We start from the raw sequence: 22,222 nt of genomic DNA, 5'->3' as shown, positions 1-22,222 counted from the left end.
TTTTATGTTTTTTCTGACGCAGATTGTGCATTCAGAAAATTCCGTAACTGCGCGTTTATTGACGCATCAATTTGTCAACAGTTGCAAAGAACGTCAATACAACGGTTACTTATTTACACAGAGTGTGAGGAATAGCATGCAACGGTAATAAAAACCGTTTCTGTCTGAAAGCCATACAATGCACAGCGTAGCTGGCCTGAATTCCGTGCATTGTGCTGGATAGCGGCTCTATCGCTAGTGATTCTCACCGCTAAAAAACTTAAAACTTTTACCGGCAAATGTTGAATAACTGAACGATTCACCGTGCGTTATGACGTTCAACCAGCGGAATATGCTGGGAAAGAAGCATAAGAAATCAGCATGTTGCCGCTTTCGGTCATAAGAAGAATGTGTCGCGAATTATGATCGTAACTCTTACAGGGCAAGGCCTGACAGCGGGAAAGGGGTAACAATAACGGCGGGTAAGCGAAATGCGCGGCGGATGGAGTTTACTGGAACTTTCTGGAAGGCAGCGAGGAGGGCAACAAAACAAAATGTGGTAAGCGGGAGTGGCGTTAAGATCGAGATCTGCTTCGGGAACACGGGCAGATCGGAAAGGCGCTTAAACCATCCCTGGACGCTCGGCCCACGCCGTCCCTGGCGTGGGACGCTTTCCTCCTCTGCCCGTGTTCCCTCCGCCTTGTGTTTATGCGCTGCGGTCAGATTCCCAGGGTTTAAATCTTTCAGCCGTCTGAAGTGCTTCTGTAAGTTTCAAATGCGTCTGCCAGACGTGAAGCGAAGGGAGCATACGCCTGCAGCAAAGCATCGCGCCGCCCGGATAAAAACGCCGGGAGCGTTTTTGAACAACGCAACGCGTTGGCCCGGCAACGGGCGCACCACAGGGATGAGGTGCGTAATCACCCGCGCAGAGCTCGCCAGGGATGGCGGTTTTGCGTCTTTGCGGAAGGCGTATGCTCCCTGAAGCCCGCACACCACTAATTTTTTTGCCTGCCCATGACTTTTCTACAGACGAAAAAAAACCTGTCTTTTCAGACAGGTTTTCTTAAATATGGTCGGCGAGAGAGGATTACTCTGCTCTTCGAGCAGCGCCCTCCGGGCCGTTGCTGAAGCAACGTTGTCTCGCTACGCTCGGCTCAAACCTCCTTCGGAGGTCCTCATCCTCATTTTCTACAGACGAAAAAAAAACCTGTCTTTTCAGACAGGTTTCTTAAATATGGTCGGCGAGAGAGGATTACTCTGCTCTTCGAGCAGCGCCCTCCGGGCCGTTGCTGAAGCAACGTTGTCTCGCTACGCTCGGCTCAAACCTCCTTCGGAGGTCCTCATCCTCATTTTCTACAGACGAAAAAAAACCTGTCTTTTCAGACAGGTTTCTTAAATATGGTCGGCGAGAGAGGATTCGAACCTCCGACCCACTGGTCCCAAACCAGTTGCGCTACCAAGCTGCGCTACTCGCCGATGGGGGCGCATGTTACTGCTACCCCCGATCAGCGTCAACCGCTTTTTATGCTTTTGCCGCCAATCGCCTGGAAAGCACGCGGTTACCGGAAATTAACCACCTGCCCTGCCCTTTTCGCTCACTATTACAGCGCTTTAGCCTGACTTTTAGCCGGTGCCTGACACCAGTTGTTAGCCGGGTTAATGCCGCCATCTGGCGAGGTGTAGCCCAGACAACCCAGGATGGTATCGAACAACTCAACGTGACGATGCGTGCGGCCCACACGTTGTTGCGCCTGCAGGCGCTCGAAGTTGCTGCGGTTCTGACTATCTTCCAGATACTTATCTGACGCCCAGACCATCATCGGCACACGGAACTGCTCCGGCGGTGCCATCTCACGCGGCGTACCGTGCAGGTGCATATTTTCGCTGATCGACTCACCGTGATCAGCAGCATAGAAGACGATCGCCTTCTTATCACGCAGCTGATCCAGCACGCTATCCAGCATGCTATCGACATACAGCACCGAGTTGTCATAAGCGTTGATCAGCTGCGCTTTACTGCAGGTCTCATCGACGCCCATACACTCCGGCTGGTACTTCGCGAAGCTACGCGGATAACGCTGTGAATAAAGATAGTGCGAACCTTTGGTGTGCAGCACCACCAGATGCTTACCTTTCGGAAAACGATCCAGTGACGCTTTCATCTCCGGCACCAGCAGCATGTCATCGACCGCTTTGCCCTGATTGCGCTTCTCTGAACCAATCTGCTCACGGAAAGCAAAGTTGTTGGCATTGACGTTGTCGTAGAACCAGACTTCACTCTGCATCGCAAACAGCTCAGAGGTGAAGCCCAGCTCTTTCATCACCGCAAACACATTCTGCTCTTTCAGCGTGCGGCCAGGGTTATCCATGGTACCGCCTTCGCGTACGAACATGCAGCGCAGCGACAGCTTCGTCGCGGTATCACAGGACTCGCCGCGGAACGCGACCAGGTTCTTCTCTTTCGACAGCTTAGGCGTCGTGTCGCGCTCATAACCCAGCATTCCCATGTGATCCCAGCGGGTGGTTTCGCCAATCACAAACACCACATAGGTATCGTCCAGACCGGCAGGCGCAACGTAGGTAAACTTCTTCGCCGGATCCAGCAGCTCCTCGCTATTTAGCGACTCATCCACGCGGGTCCAGGCAAACAGTCCCACAGCCGCCAGCCAGTTGGAAGGAAGATACGAGTGGGCGACCACACCGCCGTAGCTCGGCAGATCGATGTTAGTGATCTCTTCATTATGCTTCTGCAGCTTGTCGAAATAACGGATCGGCAGCCAGACCAGGGCTACGCAGAGCAGCATAATCAGGGTCGGTTTCAGGCGCTGCCCTGGCGTACGCAGCTGTTCATTCAGTGTCATGCTCAGCCTGTTGCGCCAGATCATCAGCAGCGGCAGCGCGCTGACCAGAACCATCCACAGGATGAAATGGTAGCCAACCACTTCTTTAGAAAGATCGGTATCGGTCGTCATCACCGACGCCACAATGCCGTAGCCAATTACAACGTTAAAAAACGCCATGTAATAGGCGGCGGCAACAGAGATCAGAACAATCATCGTGGCCAGCACGCGATAAAACCACTTTCCGCCCAGCGACAGCAGACGCATCAGAAAGAACGTCAGCAGCACAATGGCCACGACCTCGGTGACGGCAGTGAGCCAGTTCGTTACCGTGGATTGCCTGAGAAAACCGTCAAAACGACGATAGAAAATCGGTAAGTTCAGTAAGATACCGAGGTAGAGCGCCAGCAGTAGCGATAACTTCTGCTGAGTCAGGGTTTTAATATAATTCATGAAAAAAGGAGTTTCTCCGGTGTGAAGCGCTTGACCAAATCTTTTATGTGACTGCCGAAACGCGGCAGAGTTCGCTGAATAAGCGGACCGGACAAGATGAAGGAAAATTCTGAACGGATTTACTGGCTATAACGCGAGGTGGCTCAGTAAAACATGGCCGCGGTTGATAGACCAGAAAATAATCGTTGTCGACCGGATTAGCACATTTTTTGTACATGGCGGAGAGTGACTGTTGGCTGGCTGACGCAGAAAACAGCAGGAGAGAGGATGTGATGAATGAAAAATGCGGGCCTGATGGTTCAGGCCCGCGGCACGCTTAGCGAATGATGTTCAGCGTAACGTCGATGTTGTTGCGGGTAGCGTTTGAGTAAGGACAAACGATATGCGCCGCATCAACCAGCTTCTGCGCTTCTGCTTCATCCATCTCTGGCAGATGAATATTCAGGGTCGCTTCGATACCAAAGCCATCAGGGATAGGACCGATACCGACTTCACCTTCAATCCACGCATCTTTTGGCATCGCGATTTTGTCGCGGCCAGCAACAAACTTCATCGCACCCAGGAAGCAGGCAGAGTAGCCTGCAGCAAACAGCTGCTCAGGGTTAGTCACTTCGCCGCCTGCACCGCCCATCTCTTTTGGCACGCCCAGTTTAACGTCCAGTACACCATCAGAAGAGGTTGCACGACCATCGCGACCACCGGTTGCTTTGGCTTTGGCGCGGTAAACCACTTGTTCTAAAGACATGACATTTCTCCGTTACGCTATTTAATCGCCTGCTACTTATTTAACCGTAATCAGGCGGTGAGGTTCAACGGATGCAGCGCATCCGTCGGCAATATTTATCGTGATTGATTCAGGTTATCACGCAACCCATCGAGCTGTAATTTCAGCGCCAGCAGGGCATCATCGTCACAGGCTGTGGCACATTTAACCGCTTCAGGAATCGCTTCAGCCTTAACGCGCAGCGCGCGGCCAGCCTCTGTTAGCGTTACCGCAACCTGGCGTTCATCCTGCCGGGTGCGCTGTCGGTTAATCAGACCTGCGCTTTCCAGCCGCTTCAGCAGTGGCGTTAATGTTGCCGAATCTAAAAAAAGCTGCTCGCCAATCTCTGACACCGTGACATCATCTTTCTGCCACAACACCAGCATCACCAGATACTGCGGATAGGTAATGTCGAGCTGGCTCAGCAACTGTCGATAGACTTTATTCATCGCCAGATTGGCAGAATAAAGCGCAAAACAGAGTTGCTGATCGACCAACAGTGGCATCGTTTTCACTTTTTTGTCATCTTGATCACAGTTCATGATGATTAATATAGATAGCGCGCTAGATAATTGCAAGCAAACTTTTTTGTCAGGAGAAATAGCATGCAGGATTCACTGGAAGAACAGGCGCGTCGTTTCGCCACTGAGGCACATGCCGGTGCCGGTCAGCGCCGCAAATATACCGATGAGCCTTACATTGTTCATCCGGCTGCGGTAGTGGAGCTGGTGCGCAGCGTCACTCATGACGATGCCATGTTAGCCGCCGCCTGGCTGCACGACACCGTAGAAGATACCTCTGCCACGCTGGGGGATATCGAAGCCCGGTTTGGTGCGCACGTGGCCAGCCTGGTGGAGATGCTGACCGACAGCACACCCACAGCGGCAAAAAATCGGGCGGCCCGTAAACTGGCGCACTTTCGCCATACGGCCAGCGCCAGTCCTGAGGCGCAGACGATCAAACTGGCTGACATCATCGACAATACCCGCGCGATTGTGCGTTTTGATCCTGACTTTGCTCGGGTCTATCTGGTGGAAAAACAGATACAGATTGCGCTGCTGAAGGAGGGTGATGCGCAGTTATGGCAACAGGCGTCAACGATCATTGAAAGCGGCCTTGCCCAACTGCGGGAGCCTCCCTACAACGTGCCAGCGAGCTGGTTTGTGAAACAGGCCGCTAAATACAGCGAAATGCGCGCATAAAAAAACCCGCCAGCGGCGGGTTCTTCTCGTGATGCCTGATTATTCAAGCAACTGCCGTCCCAGATAGGGATTGGCATGCAATAACTTCATTAATTTCTGCGCCGTCGCGGAAGGACGGGTACGCCGCGCTTCCCAGCTTTTCACGGAAGAGACGCTCACGCCCATCACTTTTGCAAATTCATCAACCTGCATGCCGGTCATTTCACGCAGACGCTGCGGCTCTGGCTGGGCGGGTTGCTGACGCTGAATAAGTAACTCGGCGGCGCGATCATCACGTGTCAAAACAATCTGCTCAAGGCTGCTGAGCAATTCAAACATCGGGTCTTTTAATTCCATAGAGAACTCCTTAAAAACTCACTATGAAGCACGTGAAAGTAGAGAGGTACGAGCCTGAAGTCAGGACTCTGAAACCGGGCCTGTTTCAGGCTGGATCCCGCAAGGGTTTGTTTTTGTTATGAGAAAAACCATTACGGGACACAGCCTGCGGTGCACTGCTTTAATGATGTCAGGTCAATGCAACAAATGCCGGGAGACTAAGTATGGATAGAGACCTGACTATTTGCCGCGCAATTTATAATTATTTTTTTCACTATGGTTTGCCGGAAATGTTCCAGCACCTCTAACCTGCTGAGGCAGTTGATTTTTGTGCTGGCATAGCGTGCAAAAAAATCAAATGGTGTTTGCGATTTATGTGGATGCCATCAAGCTTTTCTCAGGCATATTCTCATTTCTGTGAAGCACTACACCTCTTCACCTTGTGAGTGCAAAATATACGCCAATGGTTTACTTCCTGAACACTTATATTCACGGTTCTGATTAATTTAAGAATAGTCCTGGTTAGCGCCTGAACCCTGGCGCGCGGCGGCTCACAGTGCAGTGCGGAGAAATCTTTTAGTCTTAACGCCCCTGTATCGTCAGATGAATCAACAGTCATCCTAACGAAACGGCTGACGCCTCATAACGGTGCAGCTGGCGGCTAAAAACGAGCCCTTTGCGCGCTAAACGTGCAGCTGTGGAATCACGTGCTGATGACGGGAAAATTCACTCCTGACCTCTTTAAGGAAAAGCGATGCGTGAAACAGATTTTAACGTCGGCTATCCCTCTCATCGCGTGCCGATGATGGGCCGCAATGCCGTCGCAACCTCGCAACCGCTGGCGGCACAGGCGGGTTTACGGATGCTGCAACAGGGTGGGAACGCCGTGGATGCGGCTATCGCCACCGCCATCGCCTTAACCGTGCTGGAGCCGACCGGAAACGGCATCGGCAGTGATGCGTTTGCGATTGTCTGGGACGGCAGCGAGCTGCATGGCTTAAATGCTTCAGGTCGGGCGCCCGCCGCCTGGCGTCCCGAACGCTTTGCCGCTCTGAGCGCGATGCCTGAAACCGGCTGGGAGTCTGTCACTGTGCCGGGCGCCGTCTCGGCGTGGGTGACGCTGGCGCAGCGCTTCGGCACCTTACCGCTGACCACCCTGGCGCAACCGGCAATTGACTATGCGCACGACGGCTTTCCGGTCTCTCCGCTGATTGGTCAGCTGTGGCAGCGCGGCTATGACAAGCTGCGGGATCAGCCTGGTTTCAGCAGCTGCTTTGCGCCGCAGGGCCGTCCACCGCGTACGGGCGAGCTGTTCCGCAACCCGGCGCAGGCCCGCACCCTGCAGGAGATCGCTGAGACTGGAGGCGAAAGTTTTTATCGCGGCGCACTGGCGCAGAAAATGGCGGCCTTCGCCCGCGAACATGACGCGGCGCTGACGCTGGAGGATTTAAAAAACCATCGTGCTGACTGGGTTAACCTGCTGTCGCATCCGTTTGCCGGCGGATCGGTGCAGGAGCTGCCGCCGAATGGTCAGGGGATAGCGACCTTAATTACGCTCGGCATTCTGGAAGGGTGGGAGATCAATCGCTATGCACCCGATTCACCGCAGTGGCTGCATCTTTCTATTGAGGCGATGAAACTGGCGCTGGTTGATCTGGACCGTTATGTCACTGACGAGGATCACCTTGAATTTCCGGCTGAATTACTCCTGAGCAAAGAGTACATCCGCCAGCGGGCAGCATTAATCGACCCTGATAAAGCAGGAGATTTCCGCTTTGGATCACCGCAGCAAAGCGGCACGGTGTATGTCGCGGCAGCGGATGCCAGCGGCATGATGGTCTCTTTCATCCAGTCCAATTACATGGGCTTTGGCTCTGGCGTGGTCGTACCCGATACCGGCATCAGCCTGCAGAACCGTGGCGCAGGCTTTTCACTCGACCCGGAGCATCCCAACGTTGTGGCGGGCGGTAAGCGGCCTTTCCATACCATCATTCCGGCCTTTGCGCTGGATCAGCAGGGCCAGCCGCTGATGGCGTTTGGCGTGATGGGCGGCCCGATGCAGGCGCAGGGACACGTTCAGCTGGCGCTGCGGATTATGCTGCACCGGCAGAATCCGCAGGCCGCGATTGATGCGCCGCGCTGGCGCGTGGTACAGGGACGTGAGGTGGTGTTTGAATCCACTCTCGATCGCAATACCCTGAGCACGCTGCGCCGTATGGGGCACAATGTGGTGCTGGAAGACCCTCTGAGTAACTACAACTTTGGTGGCGCACAGGTAATCGTACGCGATCCGCAGGGCTTCTATATCGCAGCCAGCGAGAGTCGCAAAGATGGTCAGGCGGTAGTGTTTTAAGGCCGCGCCAGCGCGCGTCAGGTCGCTAAGTGTGCCTTTCAGCTACACGCTTTGCCCGCAATGGCAGGCAAAGCAGCTTGCCCTGACACGCAGACAATCCCGTTCTTTAACCGGCGTTTCAGAAAGCGTCTGTTTCACAGGTGGTTTCACATTGTGCCGTGATGCGGGTTTGTTCTATTCTTTAGGCCATTCTTACCTGGACATCCGACAGTATCACCGACAGGAGTTGAACCCATGGCTTCAGGACTTACACGCCTTATGGCACGCGGCGGCATGATGCTCGCTGGCGCGCTGATTGTGCTGCAACTCACCGCGTGCGGTGATAAAGAAGGCGAGCAGCGCAAAGCATTTATCGATTTCCTCCAGAACACCGTCATGCGCAGCGGCGAGCATCTGCCCAGCCTCAGCGAGAATCAGAAGCAGAGCTTTGGCAACTTCGCCAGCGATTACGCCATCATGTATGGCTTCTCACAGCAGGCGAACAAGGCCGTTGAGCAGGGTATGCGTCCGGTGGTGGATGAGCTTTCGGCCATTCGCGTTCCGCAGGATTATCTTAGCCGTCGTGATTCCCTGCGTCAGGCGAACAGCGCACTGGTGATCGTTACCCAGCAGATTGAAAGCGCAAAAATGCAGGCGGACAGCAGCAAAGCGGCCCTGAAGCAGCCGGATGACCTGAAAAAAGTCTATGACACCGCCTACAACAAAGTGGTGACGGTGCCTGCCAATCAGCTGATTCCGCTGCTGCCAAAACTCCAGGCGCTGAGTCAGGGTGCCGTACAGGCCGGCGATTTCCTGCAAACGCAGGGAAACCGTGTCAGCTTCAATGATGGTGGCGTGCAGTTCCCGACGCAGGATCAGGCTTCACAATATAACGCGCTGATGAGCACTTTATCAGCCAATTCGCAGGCACTTCCTCAGGCACAGGCTGCCGTCCAGGGTGGTCTGCAGTAAAACCGTTTAACGGGCAGGCGTTATTCGTCTGCCCGGCTCATTCCCCTTTTCATCTCTCTTCCTGTCACCTGGATAATGAAGTGTGATCCGGCGCATTTTCGACCAAAAATAGTTTGTGATCTAAGTCACATTTATATAACAAATACCCTGCCGATAAGTGTGATTCATCTCACAGATAACCTGCCAGTCCGGCCAGAATCCAGGCAAAACGATCATTAATGCCGACAAAAATGTGATCAAAATCACGCAAACCACCCCTTCCACCACCCTCAATCAGTGACACAGATCACACTTGCTCCATGCGCTACGCAGCGTCAAATTCGCGTGATAGAGTCCGCGTGCATACAGTAATACCACCGGCTTTGCGTCGGGGTGGCTAAACAAAAACAAGCGCGCTCTCCTATTGCAGCGCGTCTCAATAAGGGGTGGGTTTATGTCCTCATCAGTGAAGGTCAAAGTACAGAGCTTTGGTCGCTTTCTGAGTAATATGGTGATGCCGAACATCGGGGCGTTTATCGCCTGGGGTATCATCACCGCACTGTTTATTCCAACTGGCTGGATCCCTAACGAAACGCTGGCAAAACTGGTTGGCCCGATGATCACCTACCTGCTGCCTCTGCTGATCGGTTTTACCGGTGGGCGTCTGGTGGGCGGCGATCGCGGCGGCGTGGTTGGCGCGATTACGACCATGGGTGTGATTGTCGGTGCAGATATGCCGATGTTCCTCGGTGCGATGATTGCCGGTCCGCTGGGCGGCTGGGCAATTAAGTCGTTTGACCGGGCGATTGACGGCAAAATCAAAAGCGGCTTCGAGATGCTGGTTAACAACTTCTCGGCCGGTATTATCGGGATGATCCTGGCACTGCTGGCGTTCCTGGCAATCGGTCCGTTGGTTGAAGGTCTGTCACACATTCTCGCCGCAGGCGTGAATCTGATGGTGCAGAACAACCTGCTGCCACTGACTTCCATCTTCGTGGAACCGGCGAAAATCCTGTTCCTGAACAACGCCATTAACCACGGTATTTTCTCACCGCTGGGTATCCAGCAGGCGAGCGAAGCGGGTAAGTCGATCTTCTTCCTGATCGAAGCCAACCCGGGTCCGGGTATGGGCGTACTGATGGCCTACATGTTCTTTGGCCGTGGCAGTGCTAAACAGTCTGCGGGCGGTGCGGCGATTATCCACTTCCTCGGCGGCATCCATGAGATCTACTTCCCGTATGTGCTGATGGCCCCTCGCCTGCTGCTGGCGGTTATCCTGGGCGGTATGACCGGCGTCTTCACGCTGACCGTGCTGAACGGTGGCCTGGTCTCTCCTGCCTCACCAGGTTCTATCCTGGCCGTGCTGGCAATGACGCCAAAAGGTGCCTACTTCGCCAACATCGCCGCTATCGCTGCAGCCTTCGCCGTCTCCTTCGTGGTTTCCGCTATCCTGCTGAAAACCAGCAAAGTCAAAGAAGATGACGATATTGAAGCCGCGACCCAGCGCATGCATGAGATGAAAGCGCAGTCTAAAGGCCAGAGCACAACGGGCAGCGCCGTCGCCAGCGATGCCATGAGCGTCGAGCTGCATCACGTGCGTAAAATCATCGTGGCCTGTGACGCCGGTATGGGTTCCAGCGCCATGGGTGCAGGCGTGCTGCGCAAGAAAGTGCAGGACGCCGGTCTGAGCAATGTGTCGGTAACCAACACCGCCATCAACGCCCTGCCGGGTGATGTCGATCTGGTGATTACGCATCGTGACCTGACTGAACGCGCGATTCGCCAGGCGCCACATGCCCAGCATATCTCGCTGAATAACTTCCTCGACAGCGCGCTCTACAGCACCCTGACAGAACGTCTGGTGGCGGCGAACCGCAGCGACGTACATCGTGAGACGGTGAATACCGCGCTCTCAGACAGCTACGATGAAGGCAATGCGCACCTGTTTAAACTGGGCGCGGATAATGTCTTCCTCGGTCTGACCGCCAGCAACAAAGAGCAGGCGATTCGCTTTGCCGGCGAACAGCTGGTCAAAGGTGGTTACGTTGAACCTGAATATATTGATGCGATGCTGGCGCGTGAAAAACTGACGCCGACCTATCTCGGTGAGTCGATCGCAGTACCACACGGCACGGTTGAAGCGAAAGATCGCGTGCTGAAAACCGGCGTAGTGTTCTGTCAGTATCCGGCAGGCGTTCTGTTCGGCGAAGAGCCGGACGATGTGGCGCGCCTGGTGATTGGTATTGCGGCCCGCAACAACGAGCACATCCAGGTGATCACCAGCCTGACCAACGCGCTGGATGATGACAGCGTGATTGAGAAGCTGGCGAATACCACCAGCGTCCAGGAAGTGCTGGATTTGCTGTCAGGTAAGCCTGTAATCGCGTAATTTATAGCAATTATTTTCCCTGGGGCGGTCATGCCCGTCCCGATTTCCTGGGGCGGGTTTGCCCGCCCCATCGTCATTTGATATGGGTCAAAAATTATGAAAGCGTTACATTTCGGAGCAGGAAACATTGGTCGCGGCTTTATCGGCAAATTACTGGCTGATGCAGGTATCGAACTGGTTTTTGCTGATGTGAATCAGACGGTGCTGGATGCACTGAACGCGCGTCATGAGTATCCCGTTCATGTGGTTGGCGAGCAGGCCAAAGAGGAAACCGTTAAAGGCGTCAGTGCGGTCAACAGCACCAGCGATGAGATCATCACCCTGGTGTCTGAAGTCGATCTGGTCACCACCGCCGTGGGTCCGCAGATTCTGGAGCGTATTGCCGGCAGTGTGGCTAAAGGGCTGGCAAAACGCAGCGACAACGGCAACACCCGTCCGTTAAATATCATCGCCTGTGAAAATATGGTGCGCGGCACCAGCCAGCTGAAACAGCACGTGCTGAAAGCCTTGCCGGAGCAGTATCACGCCTGGCTGGAGCAGCATGTCGGCTTTGTGGATTCCGCTGTCGATCGCATCGTGCCTCCGTCTGAAGCAGGCAGCACCGATCCGCTGGAAGTGACCGTTGAGACCTTCAGCGAATGGATCGTCGATAAAACTCAGTTTAAAGGCGACCTGCCGACCATTCCGGGCATGGAGCTGACTGATAATCTGATGGCCTTTGTTGAGCGTAAACTCTTTACCCTGAACACCGGTCACGCCATTACCGCCTACCTCGGCCAGCTGGCCGGTCACCAGACCATTCGCGACGCCATCCTCGACGAAAAAATCCGGGCCGTGGTGAAAGGCGCAATGGAAGAGAGCGGCGCGGTGCTGATCAAGCGTTACGGTTTTGACGCGGAGAAGCATGCGGCCTACATCCGGAAGATTCTGGGTCGTTTTGAAAATCCGTATCTGAAAGATGATGTGGAGCGCGTGGGCCGTCAGCCGCTGCGTAAACTCAGCGCGGGCGATCGCCTGATCAAGCCGACGCTGGGCACGCTGGAGTATGGTTTGCCGCACGCCAGCCTGGTGCAGGGCATTGCCGCCGCAATGCACTATCGCAGCGATCAGGACCCCCAGGCGCAGGAGCTGGCTACACTGCTGGCTGAAAAAGGCCCACAGGCGACCCTGGCTGAGATTTCAGGGCTGGATGCTGACAGCGAAGTGGTGGCTTCTGTGGTGAGCGCCTGGCACGCTATGGCATAATGCGCGCGTGTTAGTGATGCAAGCCGGGCGCAGTTCACCTGCGCCCGACGGCGGTATTGAACCCATGCAGGCAATAATGGAAGAGAAGCAGGCTTTTGAGAACCGGGTGCTTGAGCGCCTGAACGCCGGTCGTTCGGTGAGAAGCTTTCTGATCGCCGCCGTTGAGCTATTGGCTGAGGCCGTCAATCTGCTGGTGCTGCAGGTGTTTCGTAAAGATGACTATGCGGTGAAATATGCGGTAGAGCCGCTGCTGCTGGGCGATGGTCCTCTGGGCGAACTCTCGGTTCGCCTGAAGCTGATTTACGGACTTGGCGTCATCAGTCGCCACGAATATGAAGATGGTGAACTGCTGCTGGCGCTGCGCGAAGAGCTGAATCACGACAGCGGCGATTATCGTTTTACCGACGATGAGATCCTGGGCCCGTTTGGTGAGCTGCACTGCGTCACCGCCTGGCCACCTGCGCCGGTGTTTCACACCGACGATGCTGAGCTGCGCAGCATGCAGCAGCAGCGCTATCTGCAGATGGTGCGATCCACCATGGTCCTGTCGCTCACCGAGCTGATCGCCCGCATCAGTATGAAGCAGGCGTTTAAAAAGTCCGGTAGCTAATCCTGTCAGGCGTCATCACGACGCCTTTTTCGTCTTAACCTGGCCGGGAATATACGTCAGATTTGGTGTATCCTTGGCCTGTTTTCCTCAACGAGTTGTTGTCATGAAAGAGCAAGAAAAGAACGAAATTAAACTTCTCAGCGATAAGCTGGACGCACTGAACCGCAAAGAGCCGCAGTTACTGGAATCAGGTGATGTCGAGAAACTGGGCGCGTTGCTGAAAGAGAAAGAAGCGCTGGTCATTGAGATCGAGCGTCTGCGCGGTCAGCGGGTTGAAAAACTGAGTGCCGAAGCGCAGAAGCTGCAGAAGATGGGCTTCAGCCGCGAAATTACTAAAAAAGAGCAGGCAAATCTGGGTGCGCTGAAGAAAAGCGTGCGCGGCCTGGTGGTGGTGCATCCAATGACCGCGCTGGGACGTGAGATGGGTCTTAAAGCGATGACGGGCTTCGCTAAAACCGCATTCTGACGGGTCGATCAGGCAGCAGCCTGATCGACATCGGCTTTGCGTTCGCCGGCGGCGGCATAAACCTGCTCCGCCAGCGCATCCAGCAGTTCATAACGGCGGCGATACTCTGCCCGCTTCTTACTGGCAATCTCCTCCAGCGTTTTACGCGGCAGGCTCAGCGGCAGCGTAAACATCCCATCCCTGCGCGCTTCACCACTCAGCGACAGCCAGAATTCACTGTAGCTGGCAAAGAATTTATCCCCTTTGCTGTGGCGATAACGCAGGCTGCGAAATACATGGGTCTCATCGCCTACTGCCTGAATACTTTCCACGCCGCACTGCTTCGCCACAATAAATACCGCTTCCATTAACAGGCGTTTCGGGAAGAGACCGTGAGCCGCTTTGGTCGCCTCGCGGATCATCTCATTATTAATATGTTTCCGCGGCCCCTGTAATCCGCCAATTAATAAGGTGCGCTGGTTATTCTCGTTAAGAATCGAAAATGAGAGTGAAGCAATAATTTCGTCGTTATAACGCAATACCAGCGTCACTTCCCCTTCACGATCAAAATAACCGGAACTGCAGGAGAGTAAAAAAGCTTCGCCATTTTTTCCGGTCAGCGCGGCCAGCGGATTTTCTGAAGCGCTCTGCAGCAGCTGACGCAGCACAGGATTGTCGAGATTGTTCATCAGCGTGTAGTGGTCGAGAATCGCCTGCGCACGCGCAGCAATGCTCATGCCTGAACGCAGATAGGGCCGGTGCAGCTTGGCTGGCAGCAATCCCTGAGTGCTCATCAGCAACGGGAGTTGCGGCAGATGCGACAGTGCATCCAGATAATGCAGCGTGGTCAGCGGCGATATTAAGGTTCTTAACACAAATTTCAGACGAAAACGTTTACTGTTCCAGAGTTTATCCGGAATGTATTTGCCACTGATTAACTGGAAAAAAAGTGAAGCAGAGGATTCGGTCGTATTTTCGTGAGTAGTTATAATTGACATAGTCAGCGACACACAGTGAGTTAAGCAGGAATGTCACTGAACATAACATAGTCAATATCAACAGAAAGTTAATGTGGAATAACATTAAAACCGATAATTGACGATTTTCATTTCATTTTGGCAATGCACAAAATAAGGACAAAAAAAACCGGCGAAATAGATTTCACCGGTTTTATCTTCATTACGTTTACGTTTGGTTAACTTATTTAGCAGATGCGAAGCGGGCTGCCGCTTCGTCCCAGTTAACCACGTTCCAGAACGCTTTGATGTAGTCAGGGCGCTTGTTCTGATATTTCAGATAGTAAGCGTGTTCCCACACATCCAGACCGATGATCGGGAAGCCAGAAACGCCGGCAACCGCTTCACCCATCAGTGGGTTGTCCTGGTTTGCGGTTGAAACCACAGCCAGTTTGTCGCCTTTCTTAACCAGCCATGCCCAGCCAGAACCGAAACGGGTGGCGGCAGCTTTCTCAAACTCTTCCTGGAATTTTTCCACGCTACCGAAATCTTTCTCGATAGCCGCTTTCAGGTCGCCCTGCAGCGTGGTGCCGGTTTTCAGGCCTTTCCAGAACAGGCTGTGGTTAGCGTGGCCGCCAGCATTGTTACGCAGTGGGCCTTTTTTGTCTGCTGGCAGCTGATCCAGTTTGGTGATCAGCTCGTCTACCGGCAGATTAGCAAATTCAGTACCTTCCAGCGCTGCGTTCGCGTTGTTCACGTAGGTCTGGTGGTGTTTAGTGTGATGGATCTCCATCGTCTGCTTGTCGAAATGCGGTTCCAGTGCGTCGTATGCGTAAGGCAGGGATGGCAGTGAATAACTCATGTTCTTCCTCTCCATTTAGTGTGAGCAGCACGACGAATTCGGGACGTGCCGCGTAAGCAGTCGAATCATTATAGTTAAATTCATGTAGCGTAAAAGGGTAATCAATGCCCTATTAACCATAAGGATTTGCGAAACCCGGCAAAAGCAACCCATTGTTTTTTCAGTGTGCTGCTGCTGACTCAGCCTTTTCTGACTTATCCGACAGCGCACGCGGCGCGCTTAAGCCAGGGCAGCAGCAAGCACGCTGCCTGCCCGGATGCCGCGTCTGCCCTGCCCTGTGCCTTACTGACCCAGCTCGCGCAGTGAGTTGTCGAGTGCGCCAACCAGCCAGTCGATGTCGCTTTCCTGGAAAGCCAATGGCGGACGCAGTTTCAGTACATTCCCATACGGGCCAGCGACCGAGGTCAGCACACGATGTTCACGCAGCTTCTCGATCAGGTTCAGCGCCAGGGTTTTATCCGGCGTTTTGCTGTGACGATCGGTGACCAGTTCAAAGCCGATAAACAGTCCGGCACCGCGCACGTCGCCCACGCACTCATAGCGATCCATCAGGGTCTGCAACTCCGCCAGCAGCTTCGCGCCGACCACGCGGCTGTGTTCCTGTAATCCCTCTTCGGTGATCACGTTCAGCACTGCCTGCGCCGCCGCCATCGCCACCGGATTACCACCAAAAGTATTGAAGTAGGGAATCGAGTCACTGAAGGCGGCCAGCACGTCGCTTTTTGCCAGCAGCCCGGACACCGGAATACCATTGCCCATCGGCTTACCGGTGGTAATCACATCAGGCACCACATCGTGGCGGCCAAAGCCCCAGAACGCATCGCCGGTACGGCCAAAGCCAGGCTGGACTTCATCAGCAATAAAGATACCGCCGTTGGCATGCACCACATCGACCGCCTTTTTCAGGAAGCCGCGCGGATTCGGCAGCACCCCGTCCGAAGAGAAGATCGAGTCCGCCAGGAAACCAGCAAATTTAATGCCATGCGCCGCCATATCATCAATCTGCTGCTGAATCTGATCAGCGAACCAGTCACCCAGGTCCGGCGCATCCACACGATACGTATCCGGTGGCATCACCAGCCGCGTGGTAGGTGCCAGCGGCTGTCCACTACCCAGCGCCGGAGAAGCGCCAGAGGTCAGCTCACTGGTGCCATGATAGGCCTCTTTACTGACGATAATTCCGGTACCGCCGCTGAAAGCGCGCGCCACGCGGATCGCCAGGTCATTGGCTTCCGACCCGGTGCACATGTACATCGCGCGATCGATCGCCGCAGGCGTGGTCGCCAGCAGCGCTTCGCTGTAGTCGAGTATATTTTCATGCAGGTAACGGGTATGGGTGTTCAGCATTTTCATCTGCTGCGTCACCGCCTCAATCACGGCCGGATGGCAATGGCCGATGCTCGCCACGTTGTTGTAGACGTCGAGATATTTATCGCCCGCCGCGTCCCACAGATATTGCCCTTCACCCCGCACCAGATGAACCGGTTTGCGATAGAACAGGCGATAGGATTCGCCAAGCACTTTGCTGCGTTTATCGGTCAGTTTGCGCGTTTCGCTGTCGAGCGCATCAGCATGTTCGGCGCGGAAACTGTTGGTATCCATAATGGTGGAACGCGTGGCCATAATGACTCCCGTGACAAGGATGAAGGAGGAAGAGCTGACCCCTGTATCATGCCTGCCTGAATCTAAAATGCAACCAAATACACAAATACAATAAAATACACATGACGCTGGCCGATCCCCGCGCTAAGCTTCCCTCTGATTCAGACGGCATCTTTCGCGTCAGTGGCGTATCATCCGTGCTCTTCGCGCTTTATAAGGAAACCGCTATGCTGCAGGAAACGCGCCTTCATCGCATCCGTGCCTTACTGACCCGGCTTAATCAGGTCAGTACCGAACGCATCATCAGGGAGCTGGGGGTGTCTCGCGAAACCGCGCGCCGCGATATCATTGAGCTGGAAGCGCAGGGTCTGGCGCGCCGCGTTCACGGTGGCCTGGTAGCGATTGAAACGGCGGCTGAACCGCCGCTGACACAACGCCGCAGTACGCAGACCCGCGAGAAGCATTCTATCGCACGCGCCGCTGCACGGTTGCTGCAGCCGGGACAGACGCTGTTTCTGGATGCGGGCAGCACTACCACCCTGCTGGCAGAGGAGCTGCACGCCCTTTCCGGCCTGACGATAGTCACCAATAGCCTGCAGGCCGCGCTGGCGCTGAGCGCCGGAGAAGAAGATCGACCGCTGAATAACCAGATTATTTTGCTGGGCGGGATGATGACAGCGGGGGCGCACCAGACGCGCGGCGAAATCACCGTAGGTGAGATCGTCCGCTATCGCGCCGACGTCGCGCTGCTGTCGCCGGTCGGCATTGAGGCGAATCGGGGTGCCAGCAGTTTTCATCCGCACGAAGCGGCCATTGCCAGAGCGATGGTGCAGCAATCTGCAGCCTGCTATCTGCTGGCCGATCACACCAAACTGGGCGTGGTCAGCCGCACGGTTTACGCGCCGCCGCAGACTATCACCATGCTGATTACCGACAGCGGCGGCGACAACGGTGCCGCCCTTGAAGCATTGCAGCAGACGCTGCCAGAAGTGATGGTGGTTTAACGCAGTCGCTGAGGATGGCTGTAGACCGTGGCGCGGCCAGGTTTACTGAAGCCGACCAGCGTCAGATTGCAGCGCTCAGCCACCTCAACCGCCAGGCGGGTCGCGGCTGAAACCGCGAACAGGATCTCGACGCCGCACATGGCGGACTTCTGCACCATTTCATAGCTGGCGCGGCTGGAGACCAGCACCGCGCCCGGTCCCCACTCAGCCTGACTGCGATACCCCAGCAGCTTATCCAGCGCCACATGGCGACCCACATCTTCACACCCACCGGCCAGCTGGCCATCGGGCTGAATCCACGCGGCCGCATGGGTGCAGCCGGTTTTCTGTCCGACCGGCTGATAATCTTTCAGCTGGCCCAGCGCCCGATCCAGTTGCTCCAGCGCGAAGGTCTGGGTAAACGGCAGCGGAGAGAGCGGCTTGCCAATCTGATCCAGCTGTTCAACGCCACACACACCGCAGCCGGTCCGGCCTGCCAGCGCGCGACGCTGCGCTTTCAGCGCCATAAAACGGCGGCTGGAAAGCTCAATCTGAACCTCAATGCCGTCACAGCCCGGCACGATGTCCATGCCGAAAATGTCGCCCGGCGCGTCGATAATGCCCTCTGACAGCGAGAAGCCCAGCGCAAACGCCTCCAGATCTTTGGGCGTAGTCATCATCACCACGTGCGAGATGCCGTTATAGACCAGCGCCACCGGCACTTCATCCGCCAGCCAGTCATCCTGCGCATCAGTCAGGTCTTTACGCTGCCACACCTGCGTCCTGCTGACGCCGGCCTGAATTGTTAAATCTTCGCCTGAGTCAGGCTGGATAGCTTTCAAAAAGTATGACCTGTTGTTAATAAATTATGTAATTCAGTGCCCGAGTCGGCAGAGCACTGACGCGCTCTGATTCTGCCTTTTAGCCCCATCCAGCGCAAATAAACAGCGGGGCAATTCATGCGGTTTTCTCCCCCAAAAGGCGTAGCCGCGCCTGCTGGCGGACACAATGCGAATAGTTCTCTTTTACGCGTTAACATCAGTAAGCATAAAACAACAGTAATTATCTGCGCCGTCTGAAAATCTGCTTGCAGCACAAATACACCACCGAGGATTTTTAACAAAATTGAGAAAAAGAATTACTAATGACTAACGTGTTGACCCTGGTCAACTTACAGTCAACCAGGACTGCTATTTTGCAAGGCTTCGCAATGGAGCCAATAAAGAAGAACGATAAAATGCAGATTAACAGACGGAGTTTTTTCAAAATCTGTGCTGGCGGGCTGGCAGGCACCAGCGCGGCATTACTCGGTTTTGCCCCCACCACAGCGTTAGCCAGCGTCAGAGAATTCAAACTCATTCGTGCCAGAGAAACACGCAATAACTGCACCTACTGTTCAGTCGGTTGCGGCATGCTGATTTACAGCCTGGGCGATGGCGCAAAAAATGTCCGTGCCTCGATTTACCATATCGAAGGCGATCCTGACCATCCGGTCAGTCGCGGATCGCTCTGCCCGAAAGGCGCAGGCGTGCTCGACTTTATTCACAGCGAACAGCGTCTGAAATACCCGGAATACCGCGCTCCGGGTTCCGATAAATGGCAGCGCATCAGCTGGGATGAGGCGTTTGACCGCATTGCCCGTCTGATGAAGCAGGATCGCGATGCTCATTTCCAGACCACAAACGCCGCTGGCGTGACGGTAAACCGCTGGCCGACCACGTCGATGCTATGCTCTTCTGCCGCCAGTAATGAGACCGGTCTGCTCGATCAGAAATTTGCCCGGGCGCTGGGTATTCTGGCACTGGAAAACCAGGCGCGCCTGTGTCACGGCCCGACCGTGGCGGCACTGGCCCCGAGCTTTGGCCGCGGAGCGATGACCAACAACTGGAATGACATCAAAAACGCCAACGTGGTGATGATCATGGGCGGCAACCCCGCCGAGGCGCATCCGGTTGGCTTTAAATGGGTAATTGAAGCCAAGATCCATAACAATGCGCAGGTTATCGTGGTCGATCCGCGCTTTAACCGATCTGCAGCGATCGCCGACTTCTACGCACCCCTGCGTGCAGGCAGCGACGTGGTGTTCCTGATGGGGGTGATCAACTATCTGCTGCAGCACAATCAGATTCAGCAGGAGTATGTTCGCGCCTTTACCAACGCAGCGCTGATTGTCAGCGAAGGCTTCAGCTTCAGCGACGGTTTGTTCAGCGGCTACGATGCGGAAACCCGTCAGTACGATCGCCAGAGCTGGCACTATGAGCTGGATGAAAACGGCCATGCGCGACGCGATGAGAGCTTCAGCCATCCACGCTGTGTACTGAACCTGCTGAAAACCCACGCCAGCCGTTACACCCCGGAAATGGTGACGCGGATGTGCGGCACTTCGCAGGATGCCTTTATTACGGTGTGCGAGCAGCTCGCCTCTACCTGCGTGCCTAATCGCACCGCAACCATCCTCTATGCGCTGGGCTGGACCCACCACACCAACGGTTCGCAGATTATCCGCACGGCGGCGATGATCCAGCTGCTGCTGGGCAACATCGGTATGCCAGGTGGCGGTATCAATGCGCTGCGCGGTCACTCCAACGTGCAGGGTTACACCGACCTCGGCCTGCTGGCGCAGAGCCTGCCGGGCTATCTGCCGCTGCCGTCCGAGAAGATGACCACGCTGGCGACTTACCTGCAACAGGCCACGCCTGTGGCGGCGCTGCCGGACCAGGTCAACTACTGGCAGAACACCGACAAGTTTTTCGTCAGCCTGATGAAGAGTTTCTATGGTGATAACGCCACGGCGGAGAATCAGTGGGGCTACGACTGGCTGCCGAAGTGGGACAAGGCTTACGACTGCATGGCGCAGGCGGAGATGATGGAGCAGGGCGCGCTGAACGGCTGCCTGATTCAGGGCTTCAACCTGCTGGCCGCCTTCCCGGACAAAAACAAAGCCGTTCGGGCCCTTTCGCGCCTCAAATATATGGTGGTGATCGATCCGCTGCGCACGGAAACCGCCAGCTTCTGGCAGCATCATGACGAATTCAACGACGTCGATCCATCGACTATCCAGACCGAAGTATTCCGCCTGCCCTCCTCCTGCTTCGCCGAAGAGTCGGGTTCGGTGGCGAACTCGTCGCGCTGGCTGCAGTGGCACTGGGCAGCCGCCGAGCCACCTGCTGAAGCGCTGCACGACGGCAAAATCCTCGGCAATCTGTTTATGCGTCTGCGCGCGCTCTACCTCCTGGAAGGCGGTGCAGCCCCTGAGCCGCTGATGGCGATGCGCTGGGACTACCACGACCCGTTCAATCCTGAGCCGGAAGAGGTGGCGAAGGAGAACAACGGGCAGGCGCTGGCCGACATTTATGACGCCAGCGGCAAACTGCTGCTGAAAAAAGGTCAGCAGCTCAACGGCTTCTCTGAGCTGCGTAACGATGGCACCACTGCCAGCTCCTGCTGGATCTACAGCGGCAGCTGGACGCCGGAAGGCAACCAGATGGCACGACGCGACAACGCCGATCCGTCGGGACTGGGGGCCGTCTCAGGCTGGGCCTGGGCCTGGCCCGCTAACCGCCGCATTCTTTATAACCGTGCCTCCGCGGATGCACAGGGTAAAGCCTGGGATCCGCAGCGCCGCCTGATTGAATGGGATGGCACACGCTGGCACGGCATCGACGTACCGGATTACCCGGTGACGCTGTCGCCGCAGAAGCAGGCCGGTCCGTTTATCATGCAGCCCGATGGTCTCGGCCACCTGTTTGCACTCGATAAAATGGCCGACGGCCCGTTCCCGGCACACTACGAACCGATGGAAAGTCCGCTCGCCGACAATCCCCTGCATCCGCAGCAGCGTCACAGTCCGGTGGTCCGTCTGTTCAGTAGCGACGCCGCGCAGCTGGGTGAGGCCGCCGACTATCCCTGCGTCGCCACCACCTACTCCATCACCGAGCTGTTCCGCCACTGGACCAAGCATGCCCTGCTGAATGCAATCGCGCAGCCGGAGCAGTTTGTCGAGATCGGCACTGAGCTGGCAGAGGAGAAAGGCATTCAGGCCGGAGACAGCGTCAAAGTCACGTCACGTCGAGGCTATATCAAAGCCAAAGCAGTGGTCACACGTCGTCTGCAGCGTCTGATGATTGACGGCAGGCCGGTTGATACCGTGGGCATTCCCTGTCACTGGGGCTTTGAAGGCACCACGCGTAAAGGTTTCCTCGCCAATACGCTGACGCCTTCGGTTGGCGACGCCAACTCGCAGACCCCGGAGTACAAGGGATTTTTAGTGAAAGTTGAAAAAGCGTAACGGCAGA

17 protein-coding genes, 1 tRNA gene and 2 other RNA genes are annotated in these 22,222 nt (G+C 55.4%); 9 read left to right on the top strand and 11 right to left on the bottom strand.

Annotated features, from left to right (window positions below; all coding sequences use genetic code 11):
• Positions 1-1,049: 1,049 nt before the first annotated feature.
• The 6 genes from AC6I8E_RS00465 to AC6I8E_RS00440 all read right to left on the bottom strand — a co-directional run bounded on the left by AC6I8E_RS00465 (position 1,050) and on the right by AC6I8E_RS00440 (position 4,577).
• A non-coding RNA gene (locus AC6I8E_RS00465) (RtT sRNA) lies at positions 1,050-1,179 on the bottom strand.
• Between the two features lie 35 nt (positions 1,180-1,214).
• Positions 1,215-1,344, bottom strand: a non-coding RNA gene (locus tag AC6I8E_RS00460) — RtT sRNA.
• Between the two features lie 34 nt (positions 1,345-1,378).
• Positions 1,379-1,455, bottom strand: a tRNA-Pro gene (locus AC6I8E_RS00455).
• A gap of 125 nt (positions 1,456-1,580) precedes the next feature.
• On the bottom strand, positions 1,581-3,272 hold the full coding sequence (gene eptB, locus AC6I8E_RS00450) for a kdo(2)-lipid A phosphoethanolamine 7''-transferase (RefSeq protein WP_147789670.1): 1,692 nt from the start codon (positions 3,270-3,272) through the stop codon (positions 1,581-1,583).
• 316 nt (positions 3,273-3,588) lie between these two features.
• Positions 3,589-4,017 carry an organic hydroperoxide resistance protein gene (locus tag AC6I8E_RS00445; RefSeq protein ID WP_013359635.1) on the bottom strand — a complete coding sequence of 143 codons (429 nt, stop codon included), beginning with the start codon at positions 4,015-4,017 and terminating at the stop codon, positions 3,589-3,591.
• Positions 4,018-4,112: 95 nt separating this feature from the next.
• Positions 4,113-4,577 carry a MarR family winged helix-turn-helix transcriptional regulator gene (locus tag AC6I8E_RS00440; protein ID WP_095706422.1) on the bottom strand — a complete coding sequence of 155 codons (465 nt, stop codon included), beginning with the start codon at positions 4,575-4,577 and terminating at the stop codon, positions 4,113-4,115.
• Positions 4,578-4,640: 63 nt separating this feature from the next.
• Between AC6I8E_RS00440 and AC6I8E_RS00435 the strand changes: the two genes are divergently transcribed.
• The gene (locus AC6I8E_RS00435; protein WP_147789671.1) at positions 4,641-5,237 is read left to right on the top strand and encodes an HD domain-containing protein; all 597 of its coding nucleotides are present in this window, start codon (positions 4,641-4,643) and stop codon (positions 5,235-5,237) included.
• 39 nt (positions 5,238-5,276) lie between these two features.
• On the opposite strand, the gene AC6I8E_RS00430 is transcribed toward AC6I8E_RS00435, so the two are convergent.
• Positions 5,277-5,573 carry an HTH-type transcriptional regulator gene (locus tag AC6I8E_RS00430; protein ID WP_010257438.1) on the bottom strand — a complete coding sequence of 99 codons (297 nt, stop codon included), beginning with the start codon at positions 5,571-5,573 and terminating at the stop codon, positions 5,277-5,279.
• Positions 5,574-6,306: 733 nt separating this feature from the next.
• On the opposite strand from AC6I8E_RS00430, the gene AC6I8E_RS00425 reads away from it, so the two are divergent.
• The 6 genes from AC6I8E_RS00425 (at position 6,307) to AC6I8E_RS00400 (ending at position 13,545) form a co-directional block, all read left to right on the top strand.
• Positions 6,307-7,905, top strand: coding sequence for a gamma-glutamyltransferase family protein (locus tag AC6I8E_RS00425; protein WP_147789672.1), 1,599 nt, complete (start codon positions 6,307-6,309; stop codon positions 7,903-7,905).
• 234 nt (positions 7,906-8,139) lie between these two features.
• Positions 8,140-8,856 (top strand): DUF3053 domain-containing protein, encoded by a 717-nt coding sequence (locus tag AC6I8E_RS00420; protein WP_013359631.1) that lies wholly within the window; start codon positions 8,140-8,142, stop codon positions 8,854-8,856.
• Between the two features lie 433 nt (positions 8,857-9,289).
• Positions 9,290-11,224 carry a PTS mannitol transporter subunit IICBA gene (locus AC6I8E_RS00415; protein WP_013359629.1) on the top strand — a complete coding sequence of 645 codons (1,935 nt, stop codon included), beginning with the start codon at positions 9,290-9,292 and terminating at the stop codon, positions 11,222-11,224.
• A 96-nt stretch (positions 11,225-11,320) separates the two neighbouring features.
• Positions 11,321-12,469 carry a mannitol-1-phosphate 5-dehydrogenase gene (gene mtlD, locus AC6I8E_RS00410; protein ID WP_312217175.1) on the top strand — a complete coding sequence of 383 codons (1,149 nt, stop codon included), beginning with the start codon at positions 11,321-11,323 and terminating at the stop codon, positions 12,467-12,469.
• A 16-nt stretch (positions 12,470-12,485) separates the two neighbouring features.
• The gene (gene mtlR, locus AC6I8E_RS00405) at positions 12,486-13,079 is read left to right on the top strand and encodes a mannitol operon repressor MtlR (protein WP_013359627.1); all 594 of its coding nucleotides are present in this window, start codon (positions 12,486-12,488) and stop codon (positions 13,077-13,079) included.
• 103 nt (positions 13,080-13,182) lie between these two features.
• Complete coding sequence (locus AC6I8E_RS00400; RefSeq protein WP_013359626.1) at positions 13,183-13,545, top strand: YibL family ribosome-associated protein; 363 nt, start codon at positions 13,183-13,185, stop codon at positions 13,543-13,545.
• Between the two features lie 8 nt (positions 13,546-13,553).
• Here AC6I8E_RS00400 and AC6I8E_RS00395 read toward each other — a convergent pair whose 3' ends face one another.
• The 3 genes from AC6I8E_RS00395 to AC6I8E_RS00385 all read right to left on the bottom strand — a co-directional run bounded on the left by AC6I8E_RS00395 (position 13,554) and on the right by AC6I8E_RS00385 (position 16,965).
• On the bottom strand, positions 13,554-14,522 hold the full coding sequence (locus AC6I8E_RS00395; RefSeq protein WP_013359625.1) for a VirK/YbjX family protein: 969 nt from the start codon (positions 14,520-14,522) through the stop codon (positions 13,554-13,556).
• A 202-nt stretch (positions 14,523-14,724) separates the two neighbouring features.
• Positions 14,725-15,342, bottom strand: a complete 618-nt coding sequence (gene sodA, locus AC6I8E_RS00390; protein ID WP_013359624.1) for a superoxide dismutase [Mn] — start codon at positions 15,340-15,342, stop codon at positions 14,725-14,727.
• Between the two features lie 282 nt (positions 15,343-15,624).
• Positions 15,625-16,965 (bottom strand): aspartate aminotransferase family protein, encoded by a 1,341-nt coding sequence (locus AC6I8E_RS00385; RefSeq protein WP_147789673.1) that lies wholly within the window; start codon positions 16,963-16,965, stop codon positions 15,625-15,627.
• Positions 16,966-17,171: 206 nt separating this feature from the next.
• Between AC6I8E_RS00385 and AC6I8E_RS00380 the strand changes: the two genes are divergently transcribed.
• Positions 17,172-17,948 carry a DeoR/GlpR family DNA-binding transcription regulator gene (locus tag AC6I8E_RS00380; RefSeq protein WP_147789674.1) on the top strand — a complete coding sequence of 259 codons (777 nt, stop codon included), beginning with the start codon at positions 17,172-17,174 and terminating at the stop codon, positions 17,946-17,948.
• Here the strand turns inward: AC6I8E_RS00380 and fdhD are convergent.
• Entirely contained in the window at positions 17,945-18,769 is an 825-nt protein-coding gene (gene fdhD / locus AC6I8E_RS00375) for a formate dehydrogenase accessory sulfurtransferase FdhD (protein ID WP_033734696.1), read from the bottom strand. The genes AC6I8E_RS00380 and fdhD overlap by 4 nt on opposite strands.
• A gap of 395 nt (positions 18,770-19,164) precedes the next feature.
• On the opposite strand from fdhD, the gene fdnG reads away from it, so the two are divergent.
• Positions 19,165-22,215: a formate dehydrogenase-N subunit alpha gene (gene fdnG / locus AC6I8E_RS00370; RefSeq protein ID WP_497824312.1), complete on the top strand. Its 3,051-nt coding sequence runs from the start codon at positions 19,165-19,167 to the stop codon at positions 22,213-22,215.
• Positions 22,216-22,222 lie beyond the last annotated feature (7 nt).

The organism is Pantoea sp. X-Soil-YNGN-785 (assembly GCF_059730585.1).
The sequence above is the reverse complement of the archived record's forward strand: the minus strand, read 5'-3'. Positions and strand labels throughout refer to the sequence as shown.